Here is a 20,799-nt window from a genome sequence, read left to right as displayed (position 1 = left end):
GTCAACTGGCCTGATCCATGAAGCGCGGGAACCAGCCTTCATGGGCGGCGGTCAAGTCGCTGACCGGGATTGCCCTGGTATCGCCGAGCTTCAACGCGGCGCCGCCGGTCGAGCCGATCCAGGGCGCGAAAATGCCGAGTTCGCCCTGCTGCTTGCGGATGGCGTCCCATTCATCGCCATGCGGATCGATCGACAACGTCAGGAGATAGCGGCCCTGGTCTTCGCCGAACCAGACCGGGATCGGATCGGTACCGACAAGCCCGGGAACGGTCGCGCCGATGCCCGACGCCATCGCCATTTCGGCCAGCGCCACCGCAATGCCGCCATCTGAGACGTCATGCGCGGCCGTGACGATGCCGGCAGCGATCAACGAGCGTACGTGGTCGCCAACGCGCTTCTCGTGTTCGAGGTCGACCGGCGGCGGCGGGCCGTCGCTGCGGCCGTGGATATCCCTGAAATAGACGGACTGGCCAAGATGCGTTCCCCAGGAAGCCGGTGCGCCGACCAGCAGGATCATCTGGCCTTCCGCGGCGAAACCGATCCGCGCCATCTTCGACCAGTCTGATATCAGGCCGACGCCGCCGATGGTCGGTGTCGGCAGGATGCCCTGGCCGTTGGTCTCGTTGTAGAGCGAGACATTGCCCGACACGATCGGGAAACCAAGCGCCCGGCAGGCGTCGCCGATGCCTTTCACCGCGCCCACCAACTGGCCCATGATCTCAGGCCGTTCGGGATTGCCGAAATTGAGATTGTCGGTGGCGGCGAGCGGCAGCGCGCCGGTGGCGGTCAGGTTGCGCCAGCATTCGGCCACCGCCTGCTTGCCGCCCTCGTAGGGGTCGGCTTCGCAATAGCGCGGCGTCACATCGGAGGAGAAGGCCAGCGCCTTGGTCGGATGGCCCTCGACCCGCACCACGCCGGCGTCACCGCCCGGAAGCTGCAGCGAATTGCCCTGGATCAGCGTGTCGTACTGTTCCCACACCCAGCGGCGCGAAGACAGGTCCGGTCCGCCAAGCAGCTTCAGCAGCGCATCGGCGAGGTCGGCCTGCGGGATATCGTTGGCGGCAAGCGGCGCCGGCTTCTTCGGCTCGACCCAAGGGCGATCGTATTCGGGAGCCTTGTCACCGAGATCCTTGATCGGCAGGTTGGCGACCTCGTTCCCCTGGTGCCGCACGCGGAAGCGCAGATCGTCGGTGGTCTTGCCGACGATGGCGAAGTCGAGGCCCCATTTGTGAAAGATCGCCTCGGCCTCCTTCTCTTTTTCAGGGCGCAGCACCATCAGCATGCGCTCCTGGCTTTCCGACAGCATCATCTCGTAGGCGCTCATGCGCTCCTCGCGCACCGGCACCTTGTCGAGGTCGAGTTCGATGCCGAGGTCGCCCTTGGCGCCCATTTCGACCGCCGAACAGGTGAGGCCGGCAGCACCCATGTCCTGGATGGCGATCACGGCGCCCGAAGCCATCAGTTCGAGAGAGGCCTCCAGCAGGCATTTTTCGGTGAAGGGATCGCCGACCTGCACGGTCGGGCGCTTCTCGTCGATCTTGTCGTCGAATTCGGCCGAGGCCATGGTGGCGCCGCCGACGCCGTCGCGGCCGGTCTTGGCGCCCAGATAGACGACCGGCAGGCCGACGCCCTTAGCCTCGGACAGGAAGATGGCATCGGTCTTGGCAAGGCCCGCGGCAAAGGCATTGACCAGGATGTTGCCGTTGTAGCGGGCGTCGAAATTGACCTCGCCGCCGACCGTCGGCACGCCGAAGGCATTGCCGTAGCCGCCGACGCCGGAAACCACGCCCGCGACCAGATGCCTGGTCTTGGGATGGTCGGGCGCGCCGAAGCGCAGCGCGTTCATCGCCGCGATCGGCCGCGCGCCCATGGTGAAGACGTCGCGCAAGATGCCGCCGACGCCCGTCGCCGCACCCTGGTAGGGCTCGATGAAGGAGGGATGGTTGTGGCTTTCCATCTTGAAGACGACGCAGTCGCCGTCACCGATGTCGACCACGCCGGCATTCTCGCCCGGGCCCTGGATGACTTGCGGGCCGGTGGTCGGCAAGGTGCGCAGCCATTTCTTCGAGGATTTGTAGGAGCAGTGCTCGTTCCACATCGCCGAGAAGATGCCGAGTTCGGTGAAGCTCGGCTCGCGACCGACCAGGTCCAATATGCGCTGATACTCATCGGGCTTCAGCCCATGCGAGGCGATGAGGTCTGATGTGATCGGGACGGAATTGGAAGTGGTCATGGGCGGCGATTTATGTCCATGGAGCAGGGATTTTGAGTCTCCTCTTATCGCAAGCCTTGCGGTCGATACACCCGTCGGCTGAGGAAAAAGGCAGAAAGCAACAGGGCGATAGATCGCGGCAGGCCTTTTGGTGAGCAGCGAAAGGCGTCCACCCAGCTTTCAAGTCCCCGCAAAACCAAAATGGGGAACGCTCCGATGCCCCGGTCGTTAGGTCCCTATCACCGAGGAGACAGAATCATGGCTACCAAGCAAGGCAAGAACGACAATCGCCTCTCGGACAAGGAAGCTCTCCATATCGCGGAGACCACCGACGTTTCGCCGCGGCAGGCCAAGGAATTGGCTGAGAAGCACGGCAAGGAAAAAGCCGAGAAGGAAGCCAAGAACTTCAAGGCCGAAGGTTGATCCGGGTCTGGTTCTGACAAGTCCAGTGTCGCAAGTCGACGTCTCGAGGCAGCAGGGCGGGTGGCCGCGAACGGTTCAGGAAAAACTGTCGTAGCCCGCGCGGCCCTCGTCCAGCAGCCGCCTGATCACCGCGACGCCGCCGGCAACATCCTCGCGCCCGCTCGGCTGCGAAACACCGAAGCGCACCCCATGGAAAACCCGCTCCGAGCGCCCCGCCTTGAATTCATCCTCATCGTCGATCAGCACGCCATGCTCCAGGCAGGCATTCTTGAACGTGCCGGAAAGCCAGGGATCGGGCAGGGTGAGCCAGACGAACGGCACCTTGTCGTGCGATCTGAATGAGAAGCCCGCCAAACTTTCGCGCACTATGAACATGCGGGCGCTGATCTCCGCGATGCTGCGCTTGCGGATTTCGCTGGCCTGGCCGGAAAGCACCAGCCGGGCATTCACCTCCGCCAGCAGGAATGGCATGCCGCCGGTCATCATCTTGTGGGCGACCCGGATGCGATGGCGATAGGCGGGCGGGCAGGAGAGCCAGCCGCCGCGCAGTCCGGCGGCGACCGACTTCGACAGGCCGCCGGCGATGATGGTGCGCTCGGGCGCGAATTCGGCAAGCAGCGGTGTCGGGTCGTCGGTCAAATGGCCGTAGAGGTCATCCTCGATCAGGATGACGTTGTAATCACGGGCGATACGCGCGATCGCCTCGCGTCGAGCCGACGACAAGGTCACCAAGGTCGGATTCTGCGCCGTCGGTATCAGGAAGATCATCTTGGGGTGCTTTTGCGCGCAGACGCGTTCGAAATCCGCCGGATCGAGGCCTTCATCGTCCGATGCAACCAGCGCGGTGCGCCGGCCGATCAGGCCAGCGCTGCGGGAAATCTGGGAGTAGGTGAGGTGCTCGAAGGCGACATAGTCGCCGGGCGTGGTCAGGGCCGCGATCGCGGCCATCACCGCGGCGTGGGTACCGAGGGTAGGCACGATTGTATCGATCGTTGGCTGGAAGGCATTCCGGGACAGCCAACGGGCGCCGGCTTCGTACCAGCGATCCGGGAAGTCGCGCGTGTAACTTGAGATCTCATGCGGATGGTCCTGTGCGGTGCGCGACAGGACGTCGGCTACAACGGCGCCCTGGCCGATATCAGGGGCTGCCGTGCTGTCGAACCGCAACTTGCCCTTGGGGGCATCGACATAGCGCGTGCCCTCCACGCTGGTGTCGGGCGCCTCCGGCTTCGTAACCCCGATGTTCTGGCTAAGCACATAGGTCCCGCGTCCGACTTCGCCGCTGACGAGACCGCGCTCGCGCAGCAATTGATAGGCCCGCCCGACGGTGCCGACCGTGGCACCGATGTCGTAGGCAAGGTCGCGCTGTGGCGGCAGTTTTGCCCCCGCGCCGATCACTCCTCGGTCGATATCCGCCTCGATGGAATCCGCGAGACGCTGATACAGCGGGCCTGAGCCGGTGAGATCTGGAACCCAATTTGTCATGGTGACAATTTTCTATATTGCACCGTTTTGGGAGTCAATACACATCGGCAGTGCACCAACCAAGGGTGCAATTGACATTTGGCAGAAAGAAAATGAATACAATCGGAACATTCCGCCACTCGGCAACCCAATTGCTCGGTCAGCCTGCTCGCCCGTCCGGGCAGCGCGGCTTCGCCGGCCGAATTGTGCATGTGGTCAGTTCGCTGGCGAAATGGATCGACCGCCTGCTGGAGCGCCGGCGCGGCCGACTGGCGCTGCTGGAGATGACCGACGATCAACTCAAGGACATCGGCATCTCACGCTGCGACGCTCACCGCGAAGGCATCAAGCCGCTCTGGGAATAGCGGCCCGTCTACCGGGTGCCTTTGCTCCCGAGGCGCCCGATAGCGTGGTCGACGAAAACGGCGACGACGCATATCACCAGGAAAAGTGTGGTTATGGCGAGCGCGGCCACGGCGACGCTCTCAACGCCGTTCCTGGCGACATCGAGGAAGGGATAGGGCACTTCGCCCGCCAGCGGCGCGCGCGCCAGCGCATAGGCCAGATAGGCGATGGGATAGAGCACCCACCAGGAGATGTCGCTCCATCGCGTCCTGCCATCGGCGCCCGATATCAGCCACCACAGCACGAACAGCACCGGCGTCACATAGTGCAGCAGGATGTCGCAGAGCAGGAACAGGCCTTGCGGCTGCCAGAGCCGCGCCAGAACCGTGGCATAGACGATGAACACCAGGGTGATCGAAGCCGCGACGCCCGCGCGCATCCGCGGTCCGGCAAAGGCCTGCAGCCATGCATAGAAGCTGGATGACAACAGCGAAGCGTGGATCAGCACGGCGCCAACGTTGGTCAGGATGGTGAAGAAGCTGAAATAGAACACGATCGAGCCGAGCAGGCCGCGGCCCGCTACCATCGAAGCCGGAATGGTGATCGAGAACTGCAAAGCGAGCGCTATCAGGCCAACAAACAATCCCGCGATCTGCAGGAACCGGCCCATGGCAGGCTCAGGCGGTGGCCGCACAGGCCGGATTGCCCGCCTGCCAGCGCGCGACATCAGAGCTGATGCGTGCGCCGAGCGGGTCGTTCATCAACGGTCCGAAGACGTCGACACGGCTTGAATTACCCTGTGCCTGCACGACCAGCAACGGTTTGCCGCCATAGTGCTTGGCCGGTACCAGAAGGAAGCGCGGCGTGCCGCTGAACGAGTTCAGTTCATTGGCCATCTGATACTGCCTGAAGGCCGGATCCTTGCTGGCGATCCAGCATTTGTGGGCCGATATCGCCACCTGTTCCATGGAGAGCAGCGCGGCGCTCTTGCCCGACGGCACGGGCGTGCTCTTGGGGCTCGATTGGCAAGATGCCAAGGCAAAGCCTGACGCGGCGATCAGGGCGATCGTCCTGTTCTTGATCAAGCGGCACCCATTTCGAGTTCGGACAGAGAGATCTTCAGGCCGTCGGTCATCTCGCCCCACACCCTGGACAATGCCGGATGCTGCGAAGCGATCTGCTCATAGGCATCGAATCTGGGATAGGCGTCGAGCAGGTCGTGGCGGCCGGTCATGGCGCGGAAATTGTTGAAGATGAACCGCGTCGGCGTCAGCCAGGCATCGGCGAAACTGATGTCGCTGCCGAGCGCGAAGGGGCCTTGCGCCATGCGTGCCTCGATGGCGGCCAGCCCATGGTGCAGACGGGCGAATTGGGCGTCGATCTCGGCAGTGTCGCGCTTCGGCACGAAATGCAGTTCGAAAAGCTTCATCGTCGGTGTGAGTACGTCGAGATCGACGATGCGGGCAAACATGCGCACCAGCGCGCGGTCCTTCGAATCGGGCGGCAACAGAGCCGGTTCGGGAAACCGTTCCTCGAGATATTCGGCGATCACCACCGATTCGACGATCGTTTCGCCCGAGCCGGTGATCAGAACCGGAATCCGGTTCATCGGCGAGATGGCGCGAAACGCCTCGGGGATCGGAAAACCGGGCGGCGGCGCGATGATCTTGATCGGCACGTCCTTGATATAGGCCAGCGCCCGCACGATCGAAGAGTAGGGCGACAACGGCCGCGAATAGAGTTTCATGACCGTCTCTCCCTCACGCTATGATCTTGAATTGCCGCAATTCTTAAGGTTGCGGTTGCAAACTTCAAGCGGCAATGCCCAAGGCGCCTTCGAACAGCGCTCTGCCGTCATTGCCGCCATGCGCTGCTTCTATCAGATTCTCGGGATGCGGCATCAGGCCGAGTACATTGCCTTGTTTGTTGACGATGCCGGCAATGTCGTTGATCGAGCCGTTCGGGTTGGTGCCTTCGGCATAGCGGAACACCACCTGGCCTTCGCCCTCGAGACGGGCAAGTGTGTCGGCGTCGGCAAAGTAATTCCCGTCGTGATGCGCCACCGGCGAGCGGATGATCTGGCCCGGCTGGTAGCGACGCGTGAACATGGTGTTGGCGTTGGCGATCTCGAGCTTGACCTGCCGGCAGACGAATTTCAGCGAGGTGTTGCGCATCAGCGCACCTGGCAGCAGACCGGCCTCGACGAGAATCTGGAAACCGTTGCAAACGCCGATGACCATGACGCCCTTGGCCGCCCTTTCGGCGACCGCCCGCATGACCGGCATGCGTGCCGCGATCGCGCCGCAGCGCAAATAGTCGCCAAAGGAAAAACCGCCTGGGATGGCGATCAGGTCGACATCGGGAATTTCGGTGTCGGTCTGCCAGACGGTTGCCGGCGCCTGTCCGGAAATCTTGGTCAGCGCCGCGATCATGTCGCGGTCGCGGTTGAGGCCAGGGAGAAGGACGACGGCTGATTTCATTTTGGTTCGTAAGGCCTTTGTGCTTCGGCAAGTTCGCGCGGGTCGAGACGGCGCTCGATATGTTCTAGCCAATCATCCCGGCGAGCGAGCACGCCATAGATGTTCTTCACGTCACTCTCGGTGGCTATCAGATGACCGCGGATGGAGCCAAGCTCGGATTTTACCTCTCCGAGCGTCAAATCCATCCTGTCCAACCGTGATTGAATGGACTTGAGGCCTTCAAATATCAAGCTTCCATCGCTCTCGGCCATCAGTTCCTCCGGCACAACTTCAGGTAAGCGTCACACTATAATTCTCAATTACAGTGTTCGCCAGCAGCTTGTCGCACATGGCCTTGAGATCGGCCTCGGCCTTGCCCTTGTCGCTTTCCGAAAGCTCGACGTCGAACACCTTGCCCTGCCGCACTTGGCCGACGCCATCGAAGCCCAGCCCCGACAGCGCGTGTTCGATCGCCTTGCCTTGCGGGTCGAGCACACCATTCTTGAGGGTGACGGTAATGCGGGCCTTGATCACGCTGGACATGCTCCTGTTCTGAACGTTGGGCGCAAGCCGCTGTCAGTGCGGCTTGCCTTTGAGGCCGTCGGTCGAGGCGACAAGCACCGGACCGGTAGGACGCGGCGGCTCGTTCTCGTTCATGATGCCGAGGCGGCGGGCGACTTCCTGATAGGCCTCGACGAGGCCGCCCATGTCGCGGCGGAAACGGTCCTTATCGAGCTTGTCCTGCGTCGCCACGTCCCACAGGCGGCAGGAGTCCGGCGAAATCTCGTCGGCCACGACGATGCGCATCATGTCGCCCTCGAACAGGCGACCGCACTCGATCTTGAAGTCGACGAGCTGGATGCCGACCCCCATGAACAGGCCGGAGAGGAAATCGTTGACGCGGATGGCCAGCGCCATGACGTCGTCGATCTCCTGCGGGCTTGCCCAGCCGAACGCCGTGATGTGCTCTTCCGAAACCATCGGATCGTCGAGCGCGTCGGCCTTGTAATAGAATTCGATGATCGAGCGCGGCAGGACGGTGCCTTCCTCGATGCCGAGGCGCTTGGACAGCGAACCGGCGGCGACATTGCGCACCACCACCTCGAGCGGGATGATCTCGACTTCCTTGATCAGCTGCTCGCGCATGTTGAGCCGGCGGATGAAGTGGGTCGGGATGCCCATGCGGTTCAAATGATTGAAGATGTATTCGGAAATGCGGTTGTTGAGTACACCCTTGCCGTCGATGACCTCGTGCTTCTTCTTGTTGAACGCGGTTGCGTCGTCCTTGAAGAACTGGATCAGCGTGCCCGGCTCGGGTCCCTCATAGAGGATCTTGGCCTTGCCTTCATAAATGCGGCGGCGATTTTTCATTTGAATTTTTCTCTGGATTTGCGGACAGGCGGCAAGCGACCACTTCCTGTCCGTCCGCCTGAATTAATGCGGCGACGGTGACGTTCAATGCCGGGTCTATCCCAATCACACCGTTTGCTCAATCGGCAAATCCTTTCAATCAACCGCTTTCGGGACTGAAATGCCGCAGCGCAGCATATGACGAAGCATATTGACCGGCCCGCGACCTTTTGGTTTGTGCTTCGGCAACACACATATCCATTGCCAACGAATCGGATTTGACCGGAGGGACGCCATGAGCAGCATGAAAGACCGCGAAGAGGGCTTCGAGCGCAAATTCGCATTCGACGAGGAGCTTCGGTTCAAGGCTTCGGCGCGGCGCAACAAGGCGCTTGGTCTGTGGGCAGCCGAAAAGCTCGGAAAATCCGGTGCCGATGCCGACGCCTACGCCAAGGAAGTCGTTGTTTCCGACATAGAGGAAGCCGGCGACCACGACGTGTTCCGCAAGATCCGCAAGGATTTCGATGCCGCCGGCGTCGAGCAGTCCGATCACCAGATCCGCCGCACCATGGACGAAATGATGGCGCAGGCGATCGAGCAGATCAAGAACACCTGATCCGGCCGCTTTCTGGCCCAATCCACCGCCCGGCCGATCCGGGCGGTTTTTCTTTGCCTTTGCGGCGGTTTCCGGCTGAAACTGCCGACGTTAACGAGGAAAGAGATTAGATGTCCCTGAAGTCCCGACTTGCCGCAGATGAAACGCTGGTAACCGCCTGGTCGGGCGTGCCGGATGCCTTGACCGTGGAGATCCTCGCCAGGCAGGACTTCGATGCCGTCACACTCGACATGCAGCATGGCGGCCATCACGAGGACAGCGTCCTGCGCGGCCTGGCACCCGTGCTGGCCCTGGGCAAGCCGGCGCTGGTGCGCATTCCCGTTGGCCGTTTCGACATGGCCAGCCGCGCTCTCGATTTCGGCGCCGAGGCGGTCATTGCGCCGATGGTCAACTCGGTGGCCGATGCAAAGCTGTTCGCCGCGGCCATGAAATACCCCCCGCTCGGCGAGCGCTCGTGGGGTCCGACCTATGCCTTTCCCCGCCATGGCAAGGGCGACTATGCCGAATGGCTGCGCGACACCAATCAGCGCACCATGGCTTTTGCCATGGTCGAGACGCGCGCCGCGCTCGATGCGCTCGACGGCATCCTCGACACGCCGGGCATCGACGGCATTTTCCTCGGGCCGTCCGACTTCTCGATCGCCTGGACCAACGGCACCACGGTCAATTCGACGCTGGAAAGCATGATGGAGACGGTGGCTTCGGTTGCCGAGCGCACCCGCAAGGCCGGCAAGCATGCGGCGATCTATGTCGTCGAACCGGCTATCGCCGGCCGCGTCGTGTCGATGGGCTATCGCCTGCTCGCCACGGGGTCCGAGCACGCGCTGATTTCATTGGGAGCAAGGACCTTGCTCAAGGACATGCGGGACTCGATCGGATCCTGAACCAGCGGACTGCTGTCGCCAGCGTGTTGCTCAGGCCTTTGCACCGCGAGCGCCGTGGCGGCCGATCCGCCGCGTCTGATCCTGTCGAACAAAGCGCCGAGCGCCTGGACCCACCAGTTGTTGAAAGCCATCAGCGGCAATGCCGCGAGGATCGACCCAGATATCGCGGCGGCAGCGCCGAGTGCGGCGGAGTCGCTTGCCAACAGCGCCCATGATCCCAACGAGCAGATAACGGGTACATGCACGAGGTAGAGCGGGAAAGACAGGTCGCCCAGGAAACGTGCGGCCTTGCCTGAGAGCCATGACGGTGGGTCATCCATGCTCAGCACGGCGTAAACCAGCATGATGCTTGCCGGGATGGCCACGCAAGCTTGCCGCAAACCGATATCGGAAGCTGCAATATCGAGCACGGCGAAGGGCCGGTATATTCCGACAGCATCTCCTGCATAACCCAGCAGCACCAGCGAAATAATCGCCATGGCCCCTCTCACCCATCGATTCGGGCGAAATCCCATGGCGAGAAGCGGATAGAGTAGGAGGCTGGCCGGAAAGGCACAAAAAAAGAAGCTGACTTGCACCGCCAAGAATACGCCTGTTGCTATGCAAAGCCAGGACAATAGAGCCCAGCGGCCTTGGAAGAAAAAGACGATCGGGGCGAGGGCGAAGGTCAGCATGCTGCCCCAGAACTCGATTGTCATGGTCCACAGGCTGCTGTCGTAATATTTGTCGCCGTAAATGAATGTCCGCCACGCTCCTTGCAGGAATGCGTCGGAGAAACTCGCTGTCTCCCGCGACAGTACCTTTGAAGCATTGCCGAATCTGCCGAGCCACTCAGATTGAGCGACCGCCGCTGCATCCTCGAAGAAATACAGATCGAGCTTGAAGATGACACAGGACGATAGAACCACAACAAGCACGGGTCCAGCCAGACGAGGCAAACGTTTGATCGCACCCAGCCGAAGGTCTTGTGCGTCGCGGGACTGGAAATAGCGCTTCACAAGCACATAGGAAGAGAGGACGAAAAACAAGTAGACGGCAGAGCCGCCATTGAAAGCGATGAAAGCCAGACTTGTCTTGAGCGATTGCGCGGCCTCCTCTTCGCCCGCCGCGGACGGCGCAAAAGCACACAAGATATGCCAATTGAGAACGATAAGCGCTGCGGCACCTCTCAAGAATTCGAGTGAAGCGTCCTTGCGCAAGCATTGACCTCTGTTTCAAGGGCGAAGAATTGGCAGCCCGGTTCAAGCACGGATGATCATCCAGAAAGCAATTTCCACTGCTTCTGAATAGTTAACGCTGGCCCTCTTAAATTATTATTTATTCGAGTCCTGCAGTTTGATCGAATGCCATCGTGCGTTGATTTTGGCGCGCCTCAGAGATCCGTCAGGAACTTGGCGAAGGTCATCGATCCCTCGGGCCAGGGGCCAAAGCCTGAATCCTCGCTGAGATGGCCGGTTTCTCCGGCATCGATGAACAGCGAGCCCCAGGCGCCGGCGATGTCCTCGGCGACATCGAAAGGGCAGAAGGGGTCGTTGCGGCTGGCGATCACGATGGAGGGAAACGGCAGCGGTTCGCGAGGATAAGGGCCGAAGGTCATCAGATGTCTTGGCTTGATCTTGGGATTCGCGACGTCCGGCGGTGCCACGAAGAAGGCGCCGGCGACCGGCTTCCGGAACTGCGGAATGGCTTGTACGGCCGCGGCCACTCCAAGTGAGTGAGCGACGAGAACGACAGGTCTCTCGGCCTCGTTGACCGCCTTGGCCACACTTGCCGTCCAGTCCTCGCGCACCGGCTTCGACCATTCCGCTTGCTCGACGCGGCGCGCCGTGGACAGTTTCGATTGCCAGCGGGTCTGCCAATGCTCAGGCCCCGAATTGGTGTATCCGGGAATGATCAGAATATCTGCGTCCTTGACTTTCATGGCGCTCAGATAGCGAGCGCGATTGCCTCATGCAACCGTTGATGGGCAGGCTTCTGGTCGTAACGGTGAACACCATGTTCGCTTTTCGCTGTCTTGTGTGAACGATGAAGATCGACGATCTCTGTCGGGAGAGAAACAGCCGTGGAGGACCGGGACTTTGGCGCTGACACGACGTAGAATGATCGGCGCCGCCGGCTCGTGGCTTTGGGAGCTTCGCCAGACGTCGCCGCAACGGAGACAATGATGAGCGAATTGCCATTTGCCGCCACCACGCCGGTGAGCGTCGCCCGCGTCGGCCTGAAGGCGCGTGATGCCGAGAGTCTTGCCGCCTATTATCGTAAAGTCGTCGGACTGCAGGAATTGAGCCGCGCCGACGGCGCGATCACGCTCGGCGCCGGCAGCCGTCCGCTGATGGTCCTTGAGCCGGACAGCTCCGCCAAACCGGACGATCCGCGCAGCGCCGGCCTGTTCCATACGGCTTTCCTGCTGCCCAGCCGTGCCGATCTCGGACGCTGGATCAACCACGCCATCTCAGACAAGATCACTATCGAGGGCGCTTCGGACCATCTGGTGAGCGAAGCGCTCTACCTGACCGACCCCGAGGGCAACGGCATCGAAATTTATGCCGACCGCCGCCCGCAGGATTGGAAATGGAACGGCGACAAGATCGCCATGGCGACCGAGCGGATGAACATTCCGTCTGTCGTTGCCGAAGTGCCGGCCGGCGATGCGGGATGGCAAGGCGCGCCGGAAAACAGCATTGTCGGCCATGTCCACCTGCGCGTCGGCAGGCCGGAAGAGGCCGAAGCCTGGTGGAACCAGGAATTCGGCTTCGACACGGTCGCCAAATATGGCGGCCAGGCGGTGTTCCTGTCGTCGGGGCATTATCACCACCACATCGGCGCCAACGCCTGGCAAAGCGCCGGCGCCGGCCGCCGCGACCCCTCCCGCTCGGGCCTTGCCTGGGTCGAGATGCGTTCGGACAATGTGAGCAGCGAAACGAGCCGTGAAGATCCTTGGGGCACGGTGATCAGGACCGTGCCGGGTAAGGCTTGATTGGCGGAAGCGTTTTTCTCCCGTACGGTGACGGGAGAAGGAAGCTAACTCACCCCTCCGAACACCCGCTTGAAGATCGTGTCGACGTGCTTGGTGTGGTAGCCCAGGTCGAATTTCTCGCGGATTTGCGCCTCCGGCAGCGCGGCTGTCACTTCCTTGTCGGCCAGAAGTTCCTCAAGAAAATCAGCGCCTTGTTCCCACACCTTCATGGCGTTGCGCTGCACCAGCCGGTAGGAATCCTCGCGTGACAGGCCGGCCTGCGTCAGCGCCAGCATGACGCGTTGCGAATGCACAAGGCCGCGAAACTTGTTCATGTTGTTCAGCATGTTGTCGGGATAGACGACCAGCTTGTCGACGACGCTGGTCAGGCGTGACAGCGCGAAATCGAGCGTCACGGTGGCGTCCGGGCCGATCATGCGCTCGACCGAGGAGTGCGAGATGTCGCGCTCATGCCAGAGCGCAACGTTCTCCATCGCCGGCAGCGCCATGGAACGCACCATGCGGGCAAGGCCGGTGAGGTTTTCGGTCAGCACCGGGTTGCGCTTGTGCGGCATCGCCGACGAGCCCTTCTGGCCCGGCGAAAAATACTCTTCCGCTTCCAGCACTTCGGTGCGCTGCAGATGCCGGACCTCGATCGCCAGCCGCTCGATCGAGGAGGCGATGACGCCGAGGGTCGCGAAGAACATGGCGTGGCGGTCGCGCGGAATCACCTGAGTCGACACCGGTTCCGGCTTCAGTCCGAGCTTTGCCGCCACATGTTCCTCGACATAGGGCTCGATGTTGGCGAAGGTGCCGACCGCGCCCGAAATCGCACAGGTGGCAATGTCTTCGCGCGCGTGCACCAGCCGCTCGCGGCAGCGGGAGAATTCGGCATAAGCCTGCGCCAGCTTTATGCCGAAGGTCGTCGGCTCGGCATGGATACCGTGGCTGCGGCCGATGGTGACGGTGTCCTTGTGCTCGAAGGCGCGGCGCTTGAGCGCTGCAAGCAACGTATCGATGTCGGCCAGCAGAATGTCACTGGCGCGGGTGAGTTGCACCGCAAAGCAGGTGTCGAGCACGTCCGAAGACGTCATGCCCTGATGGATGAAGCGTGCATCGGGCCCGACGAATTCGGCAAGATGGGTAAGGAAGGCGATAACGTCATGCTTGGTGACGCGCTCGATCGCGTCGATCTTCTCGACGTCGAATTCGGCCGCGCTTCCCTTTTCCCAAATGGTTTTGGCCGCCTCCTTGGGGATGACGCCCAGTTCGGCCAGCGCGTCGCAGGCATGGGCTTCGATTTCGAACCAGATGCGAAACCGGGTTTCGGGCGACCAGATGGCGACCATTTCCGGCCGGGAATAGCGAGGGATCATCGGTCATTCCTGATGTGTCGGAGGGATTTGTCCGCGTCCTAACAGAGGCGGACCAAATGCTCAACGCTGCTGCCGTGCAAACCAGAGGCTGACGGCGAACAAGGCGACGAAACCAAGCGGGAAATAGAGCCGGATGCCCAGCACCACGAACTGGTAGGACGCCACCGCCATCGTGAAGGCGAGCTGAAAGCCCCAGGTGAGGGTGAATACGGGCGCATGCCATTCGGCATAGTAGGAGCGGTATTGCAGGGCATACAGCAGGGCGGTGAGGCCGATCGTTGCGGCCGCAAGCCCTACGAATGTTGCCGCGAAGGCGACCTCCCGGCCCCTTTCGAGCGAAACCAGCCGTGCGGCAAACAGGCCAACCGGAAAGGCCAGGGCGCCTCCGACGGCAAACAGCAGGGACACGGTGCGGATCTTGCCCGGCGTCACCCAATTGTCCAGCAACAGGTTGACGAGTGCGCTGGCGCCCATCATGGCGGCCCAGAGCAGCGCACCGAGAAGCGCTGCACGCAGTGTCGGCATGGCGCCGCGAAGGTGGTGCAGGGCGCGATCGCGCCTGACGGGTTGGGCAAGCTCTGTCACAGGCGGCCGGTCACGGCGATCCAGCGAAAGTCCGGCCCTTCGAAGCCATACTGGCGCACCGCGATCAGCACCGCATAAGCGCTGAGGCTGTCCATCGAGAACGTCTGCACCGCGCCGATGCGGTAGCCGTTCGGGCAGCCCCGGCTCTTGGGGATCGCTTTGTCCTCGTGCAGCAATCTGGTGGTGCCGCCATCCCGCGCCTCGATACGCAGCAGCCGGAAGCCATTGATCTCGCCCTGGCTGGCGCAGCCTTCGGTGTCATTCATGCCGACCTCGTCGAGCCGGAACTCGAGCGGCTGGTCGACAGGGGAGAAGATCGGCCGCGGATTGACCACTATGCGATGTGGATCGGCCGAAAGCTCGGTCACCGGGTTGGAGCCGGCGGTGATGCCGCGGTTGGCACTCAGCTCGGCCTGGCTGACAATGGCCTCGCCCTCTTGCCGGGCCTGAAGGCGGGCAGCGTCGAGCGTTGCGTTCTCATCGTCGAGCCGGACCCTGACCGGCGTGCCCTTGAGAAAGCTGTCGTTGCTCGTGTCGATGTAATAGCGGTTGGCATAGGGAAAACCCGATCCGTCCTGGATGCCATATTCCTCGAAGGCGAACACGCCGCCATCCCGGGTGAAGCCCAGGATTTCAAGCTCCGCGACGTCGCCGGCCTGGGCGATCGACGCCGCGAACTGCGCGGCCAGGCAAACGGCAAACAGGAAAAGCGTGCGCATTCTTATCGCTCCTTCGGCCTGATCGCTTCAATCCCTAGCACGACGAGATCAAAACGTCGTGCGGACCAAGGCCGATGCATCCAAACCGCTCGTCATTTGTTATTGTCGGCAGTCCCATGGAGACCCACCCCGATGGAGAAGCTAACATGACCGACACCAGCAAAATTCGTGAGCACATGGAAGTCGTCGGCGCCGATGGCGTGCATATCGGCACCGTCGACAAGGTCGATGGCCAGCGCATCAAGCTGACCAAGGCCGACAGCGGCGAGGGGGCTCACAAGGGCCATCACCACTATATTTCCCTGGCCCTGGTTGCCGAGGTCGATGGCAAGAAGGTGTGGCTGTCCGCGAATTCCGACGTCGCGGTGACGTTCGAGGAAGAAAAATCCGATCCGGTTTGATCAAAGCTTTAGCCAGCCTAGCGACGTGACGACCAGACGGGAAACAGGTCGTCGTCGGCTGGCGCCGCGGCAAACACGCCACGGCTGATGGCGCGCGCCATAGTGGCGCCGGCGGCGGCGTAGAGGTCGATTGCCGCGTCGGCGGTCAGTTCGACCCCGCTCTTGCCGGTGGCCAGCGCGAACACCAGGTCGCCGTCGGCCGGCGTATGGGTCGGCCAGATGGCGCGTACGAAGCCGTCATGCGCCGAAATTGCCAGGCGTTTGGCGGCGGCCTTGGTGAGAACCGCGTCCGTGGCAATGACCGCGATGGTCGTGTTGCCGCCGCTGTCCATCTGCCGTCCGTGATCCTTGTCCCGGTATTTCAGCAAAATCCGCTTCGCGTCCTCGGGCATGGGCGAGGGATAACCAAGCCCGCCGAATTCATCGCCGATTTCGAAGGGTGCCGCCCAGAAATGGCGGGTGCGGCCGACGGTCACCGAGCCGGTCGGGTTGACGGCGGCCAGCGCGCCGATGGTGATCCCATTGTCCAGCAGTGTCGAGGCCGAACCCAGGCCACCCTTCAGCCCCGACGTCAGGGCACCGGTCCCGGCGCCGGCCGTGCCAAATTGGAAATCGACAGCGGCAGCCTGCACCGACTCGTAGCCGAGGTCGCGATAAGGGGAATAGCGGCCCCAGTCCTTGTCGCCGCCATTGCGCAGGTCGAAGAGGATCGCCGCCGGGACGATTGGTACGCGGAAGCCGCCAACCTCGAAGCCGATGCCGCGTTCGCGCAGTGCGGCCTGCACGCCGGAGGCAGCATCGAGGCCGAAAGCAGAACCGCCCGACAGCACCACGGCATGGATCGTCTCCACCAAATTATGCGGTTCCAGCAGATCCGTCTCGCGGGTGCCGGGCGCGCCGCCAAGAATCTGGACTCCCGCGACCGCCGACTCGTCGCAAAGGACAGTCGTCACGCCGGACTTCAGCCTGGCGTCGGAAGCATTGCCGACGCGCAGGCCCATGACATCGGTGATGAGATTGCGTGGACCGGTGCGGAACATCAGTTGTTTTCCAAAGGCACGAAGCGGGTGCCGTCGAAGCGGAAGACACGGTAGAGGCTCTGGCTGAGGTCGCCCTTGTCGTCGAAGCGGACCGGTCCGATCGCCGTGGTGAAATCATGCCCGGTGAGTGCCTCGGCCAGCGGCCCGCCGGAGCCTGCTGCGTCCGACGATGCCGCCTTGGCGATCTCGACCGCCGTATAAGCCGGCAGGGCGTAGCCGTCCGGCACGATCTTGTGCGCGGAAAAGTTTTCCAGCACTTTGGGATCCGCGACATCGGCCCATTCGGGTGGCGCGATCATCAGCGTGCCGGTCGCGTAAGGCACGTCGCCGGGCGGCGTGCGCAGGTTCTCGCCGCCGGCAAGGACGATGCCCGTCTGGAGCTGGGCGGCATCGCGCCCCATAATGGCGATGTCGTCGCCGTCGCCGCCGGCAAAGACATGCGTGGCGCCGGCCTTTTTCAGCCGTCCGACCAGGCCGATCTGGTTGTCGAGCTGCGGCCGGAACGTGTCGACGAAGACCGGTTTCAGTGCCGCCTGCTCGGCAGCAGCACGAAATGTCTCCGCCATCTCGCGGCCATAGATGGTGCCGTCGTCAATGATCGCGAATAGCTCGTTCTGCCATAGCCGGGTGAGGTTAGCGGCAACGGCGTTGCGCTCGTCGTCGCCGCGCGGGCCGAGGCGATAAACCGGCCAGCCGGTCTTGGCGCGGCGGTCGGTCAGGCTTTCGGTTCGCACACCAACGGTGATGACAGGAATATTGGCGTCCTTGAGGACAGGCATCGCCGCCTCGATCGCCTCCGTGCAGAGGAAGCCGATCACGACATTGACCTTGGCTGCCACGAATTCCCTGGCCGCCGCGGCTCCGCCATCGCCGGTGCAGGCGTCATCAACGGTCTTGAGTTGGATGCCGTCCACCTCTGCCGCGAGCCCGGCGCCAGCCTCGATCTGCCTGCCGAGGATGGCCGATGGTCCCGACAGGGGTGCTGCGACACCAATCGTGAGCGTCTGTGCGCTGGCGGCGCCGGCCATGAACAGCCAGGCCAGCGCTGCGGTTATGGTTGCCCCGGATCGCATGCTGCCGAAGAATTCCTCCAAGCCCGCGATGTCGCGCTGGCGTCAAATTCCCGCCAAGACCTAAAGGCTGCCCGGCCTTGGTGCAACACGCGAATTCGGGATATGGGCCAAGCACTTCGCTTGTGGCATGTGATGTCTGGCCATATATGTCAGGTGAACAATGGCCATGGAATCTTCCAGTGCTGAAGAAGAACGATATTGGACCGCAGGCCTATCGCGACGCGATGAGTCATTTTGCCGGTCATGTCCATGTGGTGACCACCGACGGACCCGCCGGAAAGCGGGGGACGACGGTGATCGCGGCATGTTCTGTGTCGGATACGCCGCCGACCATCCTGGTCTGCCTCAATCGTGAAAATGCCAAGAATGAGCTGTTCGTGAAGAACGGCAAATTTGCCCTGAACACGCTGGCTTCGCACCAGGAGCCGCTGTCGATTGGATTTTCCGGCATGACTGGCCTGCCGGTCGAAGAGCGCTTCGCGCTCGGCGAATGGGATGTGATTTCCACCGGCGCGCCGACGCTAAAGGGCGCGCTCGCCGTGTTCGACTGTGAACTGATCGACACCAAGGACCTGGCCACCCATCGTGTGCTTTTTGGCAAGGTGACAGGCCTGCGTATGGGCGATAATTTGCGGCCGCTGATCTATCACGCCCGCGGCTACCACGTCCTGGAAAGTGGGGCCGCCGCACCCACGGAGAAGGAATGAGCGACTTGAACCCGCGCCCCGTGCCGCGGACGATCGACGAAACGCTCGATCTCCTGACCGGCGCGGACTATGTCGCGGACCGGTCGCTGGCAACGGTGCTTTTCCTGTCTCTGCGCATGAGACGGCCGCTTTTCCTCGAAGGCGAGGCCGGCGTCGGCAAGACCGAGATCGCCAAGGTGTTGGCCGAGGCGCTTGGCCGCCGGCTGATCCGTCTGCAGTGTTATGAGGGGCTCGACGTCTCCTCGGCCGTTTATGAGTGGAATTACGCCGCGCAGATGATCGAAATCCGCATGGAGGAGGCAGCCGGCAAGGTCGACCGCTCCGCCATGGAGCGTAACGTTTTCTCCGAAAAGTACCTGATCCGCCGGCCGGTGCTCGATGCGCTGACGGGCAAGGCGGGCGCAGCCCCGGTTTTCCTGATCGACGAGCTCGACCGCACCGACGAAGCCTTCGAAGCCTTCCTGCTCGAAATCCTCTCCGACTTCCAGGTGACTGTGCCTGAACTCGGCACGATCAAGGCGGAAGAGCCGCCGATCGTCATCATCACCACCAACCGCACCCGCGAAATCCACGATGCGCTGAAGCGGCGCTGCCTTTATCACTGGGTCGACTATCCCAGTGCCGAGCGCGAACTGGAGATCGTGCGCCGCAAGGTGCCTCGGGCCAACCAGCGGCTTTCGGCCGAAGTGGTGTCCTTCATCCAGAAGCTGCGCCAGATCGAGCTGTTCAAGGTGCCGGGCGTTGCCGAAACCATCGACTGGGCCGGCGCGCTGACCGAACTCGACAAGGTGGCGCTCGATCCGGAGACCGTGTCCGACACGATCGGGGTGCTGCTGAAATACCAGGACGACATTGCCCGCATCGGCGCGGGCGAGGGCCGGCGCATCCTCGACGAGGTCAAGACCGAGCTCGCGGCGGCGGAGTAGGGTGGTGAAGGCGTCCCGACCCGACCCTGGAGAGGCGACGGCGGACGGCCGGATCGCAGACAACATAGTCTATTTCGCCCGCACCTTGCGCAAGGCCGGCATGCGGGTCGGGCCCGCTTCGGTCAAGGACGCGATCGAGGCGGTGCTCGTCGCCGGCATCGGCTCGCGTGATGACTTTTACTGGACCCTGCACGCCGTTCTGGTCTCGCGGCATGAGGATCATGCCACCTTCGACGAAGCTTTCCGACTGTTCTGGAAATCGCGCGAATTGATCGAGAAGCTGCTGGCGATGTTTTCGCCGGTGGCGCCTGACGTCAGGCAGAAGCAGAAACCGCGCGCGGCTGAAAATCGCGTCAGCCAGGCGATGTTCGAGGGTCATCAGAAAAACCAGACGCCTCAGGAAATCCCTGAGATCGAGGTCGACGCCCGCTTCACCTTTTCCGGCAACGAGCTGTTGCGGGGCAAGGACTTCGCGCAGATGAACGCAGTCGAGATGGCTGACGCCAGGAAGGCGATCGCGGCGTTGCGGCTGCCTGTCGACATGGTGCGGACCAGACGCTTCAAGGCCGATGCGCATGGCCGCCGCATCGATCCACGTGCCATGATGCGCTCGGCGGCGCGCACCGGCGGTGAATTGATCCTGCCGAAATTCCGCTCGGTCCGCGAAGTTCATCCGCCCCTGGTGGTGCTGGCCGATATTTCCGGTTCGATGAGCCAATACACGCGCATCTTCCTGCATTTCCTGCATGCGCTGACGGAAAAGCGCCGGCGCGTGCACACTTTCGTCTTCGGCACGCGGCTGACCAACCTGACCCGACAGATGCGCCACCGCGATCCCGATGCCGCCCTTGCCGATTGCTCGGCGGCGGTCAAGGACTGGTCGGGTGGCACGCGCATCGGCGATACGCTAGCCGAGTTCAACCTTGTATGGTCGCGACGTGTGCTGGGACAGGGCGCGGTGGTGCTTCTGATCACCGACGGGCTGGAGCGCGACGATATAAGGGGCTTGGCGGAAGAAATGGAACGGCTGCACAAATCCTGCCGGCGGCTGATCTGGCTCAATCCGTTGTTGCGCTTCGATGGTTTTCAGGCGCGCGCCCGCGGCGTCAAGGCGATGCTGCCGCATGTCGACGAATTCCGCTCGGTGCACAATCTCGACGCGCTCGCCGATCTCTGCGCCTCGCTGGACAAGAAATCGGTTCTTTCCGTCGATCCACGGCGGTGGATGGATGCTGGCGCAAGGCGCGCCGCATAGCCATATAT

The 20,799-nt window shown here is 62.5% G+C and carries 25 protein-coding genes; 9 read left to right on the top strand and 16 right to left on the bottom strand.

Going from position 1 to position 20,799, the window contains the following annotated elements:
* Position 1: 1 nt before the first annotated feature.
* On the bottom strand, positions 2-2,233 hold the full coding sequence (gene purL / locus LB557_RS01725; RefSeq protein ID WP_140717448.1) for a phosphoribosylformylglycinamidine synthase subunit PurL: 2,232 nt from the start codon (positions 2,231-2,233) through the stop codon (positions 2-4).
* 237 nt (positions 2,234-2,470) lie between these two features.
* Here purL and LB557_RS01720 point away from each other — a divergent pair, with 237 nt between their 5' ends.
* Positions 2,471-2,635 carry a hypothetical protein gene (locus tag LB557_RS01720; protein WP_015318143.1) on the top strand — a complete coding sequence of 55 codons (165 nt, stop codon included), beginning with the start codon at positions 2,471-2,473 and terminating at the stop codon, positions 2,633-2,635.
* 75 nt (positions 2,636-2,710) lie between these two features.
* Here the strand turns inward: LB557_RS01720 and LB557_RS01715 are convergent, their stop codons facing one another.
* The gene (locus LB557_RS01715) at positions 2,711-4,120 is read right to left on the bottom strand and encodes a PLP-dependent aminotransferase family protein (protein WP_224643329.1); all 1,410 of its coding nucleotides are present in this window, start codon (positions 4,118-4,120) and stop codon (positions 2,711-2,713) included.
* Positions 4,121-4,212: 92 nt separating this feature from the next.
* On the opposite strand from LB557_RS01715, the gene LB557_RS01710 reads away from it, so the two are divergent.
* Positions 4,213-4,464, top strand: coding sequence for a DUF1127 domain-containing protein (locus LB557_RS01710; RefSeq protein WP_140717444.1), 252 nt, complete (start codon positions 4,213-4,215; stop codon positions 4,462-4,464).
* An 8-nt stretch (positions 4,465-4,472) separates the two neighbouring features.
* On the opposite strand, the gene LB557_RS01705 is transcribed toward LB557_RS01710, so the two are convergent.
* The 7 genes from LB557_RS01705 to purC form a co-directional block, all read right to left on the bottom strand.
* A complete protein-coding gene (locus LB557_RS01705) occupies positions 4,473-5,114 on the bottom strand; it encodes a Pr6Pr family membrane protein (RefSeq protein WP_224643328.1) in 642 nt (213 codons plus the stop codon).
* Positions 5,115-5,121: 7 nt separating this feature from the next.
* Positions 5,122-5,529: a hypothetical protein gene (locus LB557_RS01700; RefSeq protein ID WP_224643327.1), complete on the bottom strand. Its 408-nt coding sequence runs from the start codon at positions 5,527-5,529 to the stop codon at positions 5,122-5,124.
* Positions 5,526-6,191, bottom strand: coding sequence for a glutathione S-transferase family protein (locus LB557_RS01695; protein ID WP_015318138.1), 666 nt, complete (start codon positions 6,189-6,191; stop codon positions 5,526-5,528). The genes LB557_RS01700 and LB557_RS01695 overlap by 4 nt, the downstream gene beginning before the upstream one ends.
* A 64-nt stretch (positions 6,192-6,255) precedes the next feature.
* A complete protein-coding gene (purQ, locus tag LB557_RS01690) occupies positions 6,256-6,924 on the bottom strand; it encodes a phosphoribosylformylglycinamidine synthase subunit PurQ (RefSeq protein ID WP_224643326.1) in 669 nt (222 codons plus the stop codon).
* Positions 6,921-7,175 (bottom strand): hypothetical protein, encoded by a 255-nt coding sequence (locus LB557_RS01685; RefSeq protein ID WP_140616989.1) that lies wholly within the window; start codon positions 7,173-7,175, stop codon positions 6,921-6,923. Before LB557_RS01685 ends, purQ begins: the two co-directional genes overlap by 4 nt.
* 19 nt (positions 7,176-7,194) lie before the next feature.
* Complete coding sequence (gene purS, locus LB557_RS01680) at positions 7,195-7,437, bottom strand: phosphoribosylformylglycinamidine synthase subunit PurS (protein ID WP_015318135.1); 243 nt, start codon at positions 7,435-7,437, stop codon at positions 7,195-7,197.
* Between the two features lie 42 nt (positions 7,438-7,479).
* A complete protein-coding gene (purC, locus tag LB557_RS01675) occupies positions 7,480-8,274 on the bottom strand; it encodes a phosphoribosylaminoimidazolesuccinocarboxamide synthase (protein WP_013532127.1) in 795 nt (264 codons plus the stop codon).
* 274 nt (positions 8,275-8,548) lie between these two features.
* On the opposite strand from purC, the gene LB557_RS01670 reads away from it, so the two are divergent.
* Complete coding sequence (locus tag LB557_RS01670) at positions 8,549-8,869, top strand: DUF1476 domain-containing protein (RefSeq protein ID WP_015318134.1); 321 nt, start codon at positions 8,549-8,551, stop codon at positions 8,867-8,869.
* Between the two features lie 110 nt (positions 8,870-8,979).
* Positions 8,980-9,753 carry an HpcH/HpaI aldolase family protein gene (locus LB557_RS01665; RefSeq protein WP_140717434.1) on the top strand — a complete coding sequence of 258 codons (774 nt, stop codon included), beginning with the start codon at positions 8,980-8,982 and terminating at the stop codon, positions 9,751-9,753.
* On the opposite strand, the gene LB557_RS01660 is transcribed toward LB557_RS01665, so the two are convergent.
* Together LB557_RS01660 and LB557_RS01655 are read right to left on the bottom strand one after the other, a co-directional pair.
* Positions 9,660-10,952, bottom strand: a complete 1,293-nt coding sequence (locus LB557_RS01660; RefSeq protein WP_224643325.1) for an acyltransferase family protein — start codon at positions 10,950-10,952, stop codon at positions 9,660-9,662. The two genes, LB557_RS01665 and LB557_RS01660, sit on opposite strands and share 94 nt — an antisense overlap.
* Positions 10,953-11,125: 173 nt before the next feature.
* Entirely contained in the window at positions 11,126-11,674 is a 549-nt protein-coding gene (locus LB557_RS01655) for an RBBP9/YdeN family alpha/beta hydrolase (protein ID WP_140616988.1), read from the bottom strand.
* Between the two features lie 243 nt (positions 11,675-11,917).
* On the opposite strand from LB557_RS01655, the gene LB557_RS01650 reads away from it, so the two are divergent.
* A complete protein-coding gene (locus tag LB557_RS01650) occupies positions 11,918-12,730 on the top strand; it encodes a VOC family protein (RefSeq protein ID WP_224643324.1) in 813 nt (270 codons plus the stop codon).
* 44 nt (positions 12,731-12,774) lie between these two features.
* On the opposite strand, the gene purB is transcribed toward LB557_RS01650, so the two are convergent.
* The 3 genes from purB to LB557_RS01635 are packed head-to-tail and all read right to left on the bottom strand — an operon-like array spanning position 12,775 to position 15,389.
* A complete protein-coding gene (purB, locus tag LB557_RS01645) occupies positions 12,775-14,085 on the bottom strand; it encodes an adenylosuccinate lyase (protein WP_224643323.1) in 1,311 nt (436 codons plus the stop codon).
* Between the two features lie 60 nt (positions 14,086-14,145).
* Positions 14,146-14,610, bottom strand: coding sequence for a hypothetical protein (locus LB557_RS01640; protein WP_224643336.1), 465 nt, complete (start codon positions 14,608-14,610; stop codon positions 14,146-14,148).
* A 56-nt stretch (positions 14,611-14,666) separates the two neighbouring features.
* Positions 14,667-15,389 carry a DUF2259 domain-containing protein gene (locus LB557_RS01635; protein ID WP_224643322.1) on the bottom strand — a complete coding sequence of 241 codons (723 nt, stop codon included), beginning with the start codon at positions 15,387-15,389 and terminating at the stop codon, positions 14,667-14,669.
* A 146-nt stretch (positions 15,390-15,535) separates the two neighbouring features.
* On the opposite strand from LB557_RS01635, the gene LB557_RS01630 reads away from it, so the two are divergent.
* Complete coding sequence (locus tag LB557_RS01630) at positions 15,536-15,790, top strand: DUF2171 domain-containing protein (RefSeq protein ID WP_023773164.1); 255 nt, start codon at positions 15,536-15,538, stop codon at positions 15,788-15,790.
* Between the two features lie 17 nt (positions 15,791-15,807).
* Here the strand turns inward: LB557_RS01630 and LB557_RS01625 are convergent, their stop codons facing one another.
* Together LB557_RS01625 and LB557_RS01620 are read right to left on the bottom strand one after the other, a co-directional pair.
* Positions 15,808-16,830 (bottom strand): P1 family peptidase, encoded by a 1,023-nt coding sequence (locus LB557_RS01625; RefSeq protein ID WP_224643321.1) that lies wholly within the window; start codon positions 16,828-16,830, stop codon positions 15,808-15,810.
* Positions 16,830-17,903, bottom strand: coding sequence for a branched-chain amino acid ABC transporter substrate-binding protein (locus LB557_RS01620; RefSeq protein WP_224643320.1), 1,074 nt, complete (start codon positions 17,901-17,903; stop codon positions 16,830-16,832). Before LB557_RS01620 ends, LB557_RS01625 begins: the two co-directional genes overlap by 1 nt.
* 179 nt (positions 17,904-18,082) lie before the next feature.
* Between LB557_RS01620 and LB557_RS01615 the strand changes: the two genes are divergently transcribed.
* From LB557_RS01615 to LB557_RS01605, 3 genes are read left to right on the top strand one after another with little or no spacing between them, the layout of a single operon-like run.
* The gene (locus LB557_RS01615) at positions 18,083-18,610 is read left to right on the top strand and encodes a flavin reductase (protein ID WP_140662039.1); all 528 of its coding nucleotides are present in this window, start codon (positions 18,083-18,085) and stop codon (positions 18,608-18,610) included.
* Positions 18,607-19,536 carry an AAA family ATPase gene (locus LB557_RS01610; protein ID WP_224643319.1) on the top strand — a complete coding sequence of 310 codons (930 nt, stop codon included), beginning with the start codon at positions 18,607-18,609 and terminating at the stop codon, positions 19,534-19,536. The genes LB557_RS01615 and LB557_RS01610 overlap by 4 nt, the downstream gene beginning before the upstream one ends.
* A 4-nt stretch (positions 19,537-19,540) precedes the next feature.
* Positions 19,541-20,791, top strand: a complete 1,251-nt coding sequence (locus LB557_RS01605) for a vWA domain-containing protein (protein ID WP_224643318.1) — start codon at positions 19,541-19,543, stop codon at positions 20,789-20,791.
* Positions 20,792-20,799: the final 8 nt, after the last annotated feature.

The organism is Mesorhizobium sp. BR115XR7A, assembly GCF_020165315.1.
In the GTDB taxonomy this organism is placed as follows: Bacteria; Pseudomonadota; Alphaproteobacteria; order Rhizobiales; family Rhizobiaceae; genus Mesorhizobium; species Mesorhizobium australicum.
Note: the sequence above shows the minus strand (reverse complement) of the source record. Positions and strands in the feature narration are given on the sequence as shown.

What these genes read in the sequence shown, in the direction of transcription:
- LB557_RS01650 (WP_224643324.1), top strand. Translation starts at nt 11,918, where the DNA reads ATGAGCGAATTGCCATTTGCCGCCACCACGCCGGTGAGCGTCGCCCGC.
- LB557_RS01720 (WP_015318143.1), top strand. Translation starts at nt 2,471, where the DNA reads ATGGCTACCAAGCAAGGCAAGAACGACAATCGCCTCTCGGACAAGGAA.
- LB557_RS01705 (WP_224643328.1), bottom strand. Translation starts at nt 5,114, where the DNA reads ATGGGCCGGTTCCTGCAGATCGCGGGATTGTTTGTTGGCCTGATAGCG.
- LB557_RS01710 (WP_140717444.1), top strand. Translation starts at nt 4,213, where the DNA reads ATGAATACAATCGGAACATTCCGCCACTCGGCAACCCAATTGCTCGGT.
- purQ (WP_224643326.1), bottom strand. Translation starts at nt 6,924, where the DNA reads ATGAAATCAGCCGTCGTCCTTCTCCCTGGCCTCAACCGCGACCGCGAC.
- LB557_RS01670 (WP_015318134.1), top strand. Translation starts at nt 8,549, where the DNA reads ATGAGCAGCATGAAAGACCGCGAAGAGGGCTTCGAGCGCAAATTCGCA.
- LB557_RS01665 (WP_140717434.1), top strand. Translation starts at nt 8,980, where the DNA reads ATGTCCCTGAAGTCCCGACTTGCCGCAGATGAAACGCTGGTAACCGCC.
- LB557_RS01695 (WP_015318138.1), bottom strand. Translation starts at nt 6,191, where the DNA reads ATGAAACTCTATTCGCGGCCGTTGTCGCCCTACTCTTCGATCGTGCGG.
- LB557_RS01625 (WP_224643321.1), bottom strand. Translation starts at nt 16,830, where the DNA reads ATGTTCCGCACCGGTCCACGCAATCTCATCACCGATGTCATGGGCCTG.
- purC (WP_013532127.1), bottom strand. Translation starts at nt 8,274, where the DNA reads ATGAAAAATCGCCGCCGCATTTATGAAGGCAAGGCCAAGATCCTCTAT.
- LB557_RS01640 (WP_224643336.1), bottom strand. Translation starts at nt 14,610, where the DNA reads ATGCCGACACTGCGTGCAGCGCTTCTCGGTGCGCTGCTCTGGGCCGCC.
- LB557_RS01635 (WP_224643322.1), bottom strand. Translation starts at nt 15,389, where the DNA reads ATGCGCACGCTTTTCCTGTTTGCCGTTTGCCTGGCCGCGCAGTTCGCG.
- LB557_RS01610 (WP_224643319.1), top strand. Translation starts at nt 18,607, where the DNA reads ATGAGCGACTTGAACCCGCGCCCCGTGCCGCGGACGATCGACGAAACG.
- LB557_RS01620 (WP_224643320.1), bottom strand. Translation starts at nt 17,903, where the DNA reads ATGCGATCCGGGGCAACCATAACCGCAGCGCTGGCCTGGCTGTTCATG.
- LB557_RS01655 (WP_140616988.1), bottom strand. Translation starts at nt 11,674, where the DNA reads ATGAAAGTCAAGGACGCAGATATTCTGATCATTCCCGGATACACCAAT.
- LB557_RS01715 (WP_224643329.1), bottom strand. Translation starts at nt 4,120, where the DNA reads ATGACAAATTGGGTTCCAGATCTCACCGGCTCAGGCCCGCTGTATCAG.
- LB557_RS01630 (WP_023773164.1), top strand. Translation starts at nt 15,536, where the DNA reads ATGACCGACACCAGCAAAATTCGTGAGCACATGGAAGTCGTCGGCGCC.
- LB557_RS01685 (WP_140616989.1), bottom strand. Translation starts at nt 7,175, where the DNA reads ATGGCCGAGAGCGATGGAAGCTTGATATTTGAAGGCCTCAAGTCCATT.
- purB (WP_224643323.1), bottom strand. Translation starts at nt 14,085, where the DNA reads ATGATCCCTCGCTATTCCCGGCCGGAAATGGTCGCCATCTGGTCGCCC.
- purL (WP_140717448.1), bottom strand. Translation starts at nt 2,233, where the DNA reads ATGACCACTTCCAATTCCGTCCCGATCACATCAGACCTCATCGCCTCG.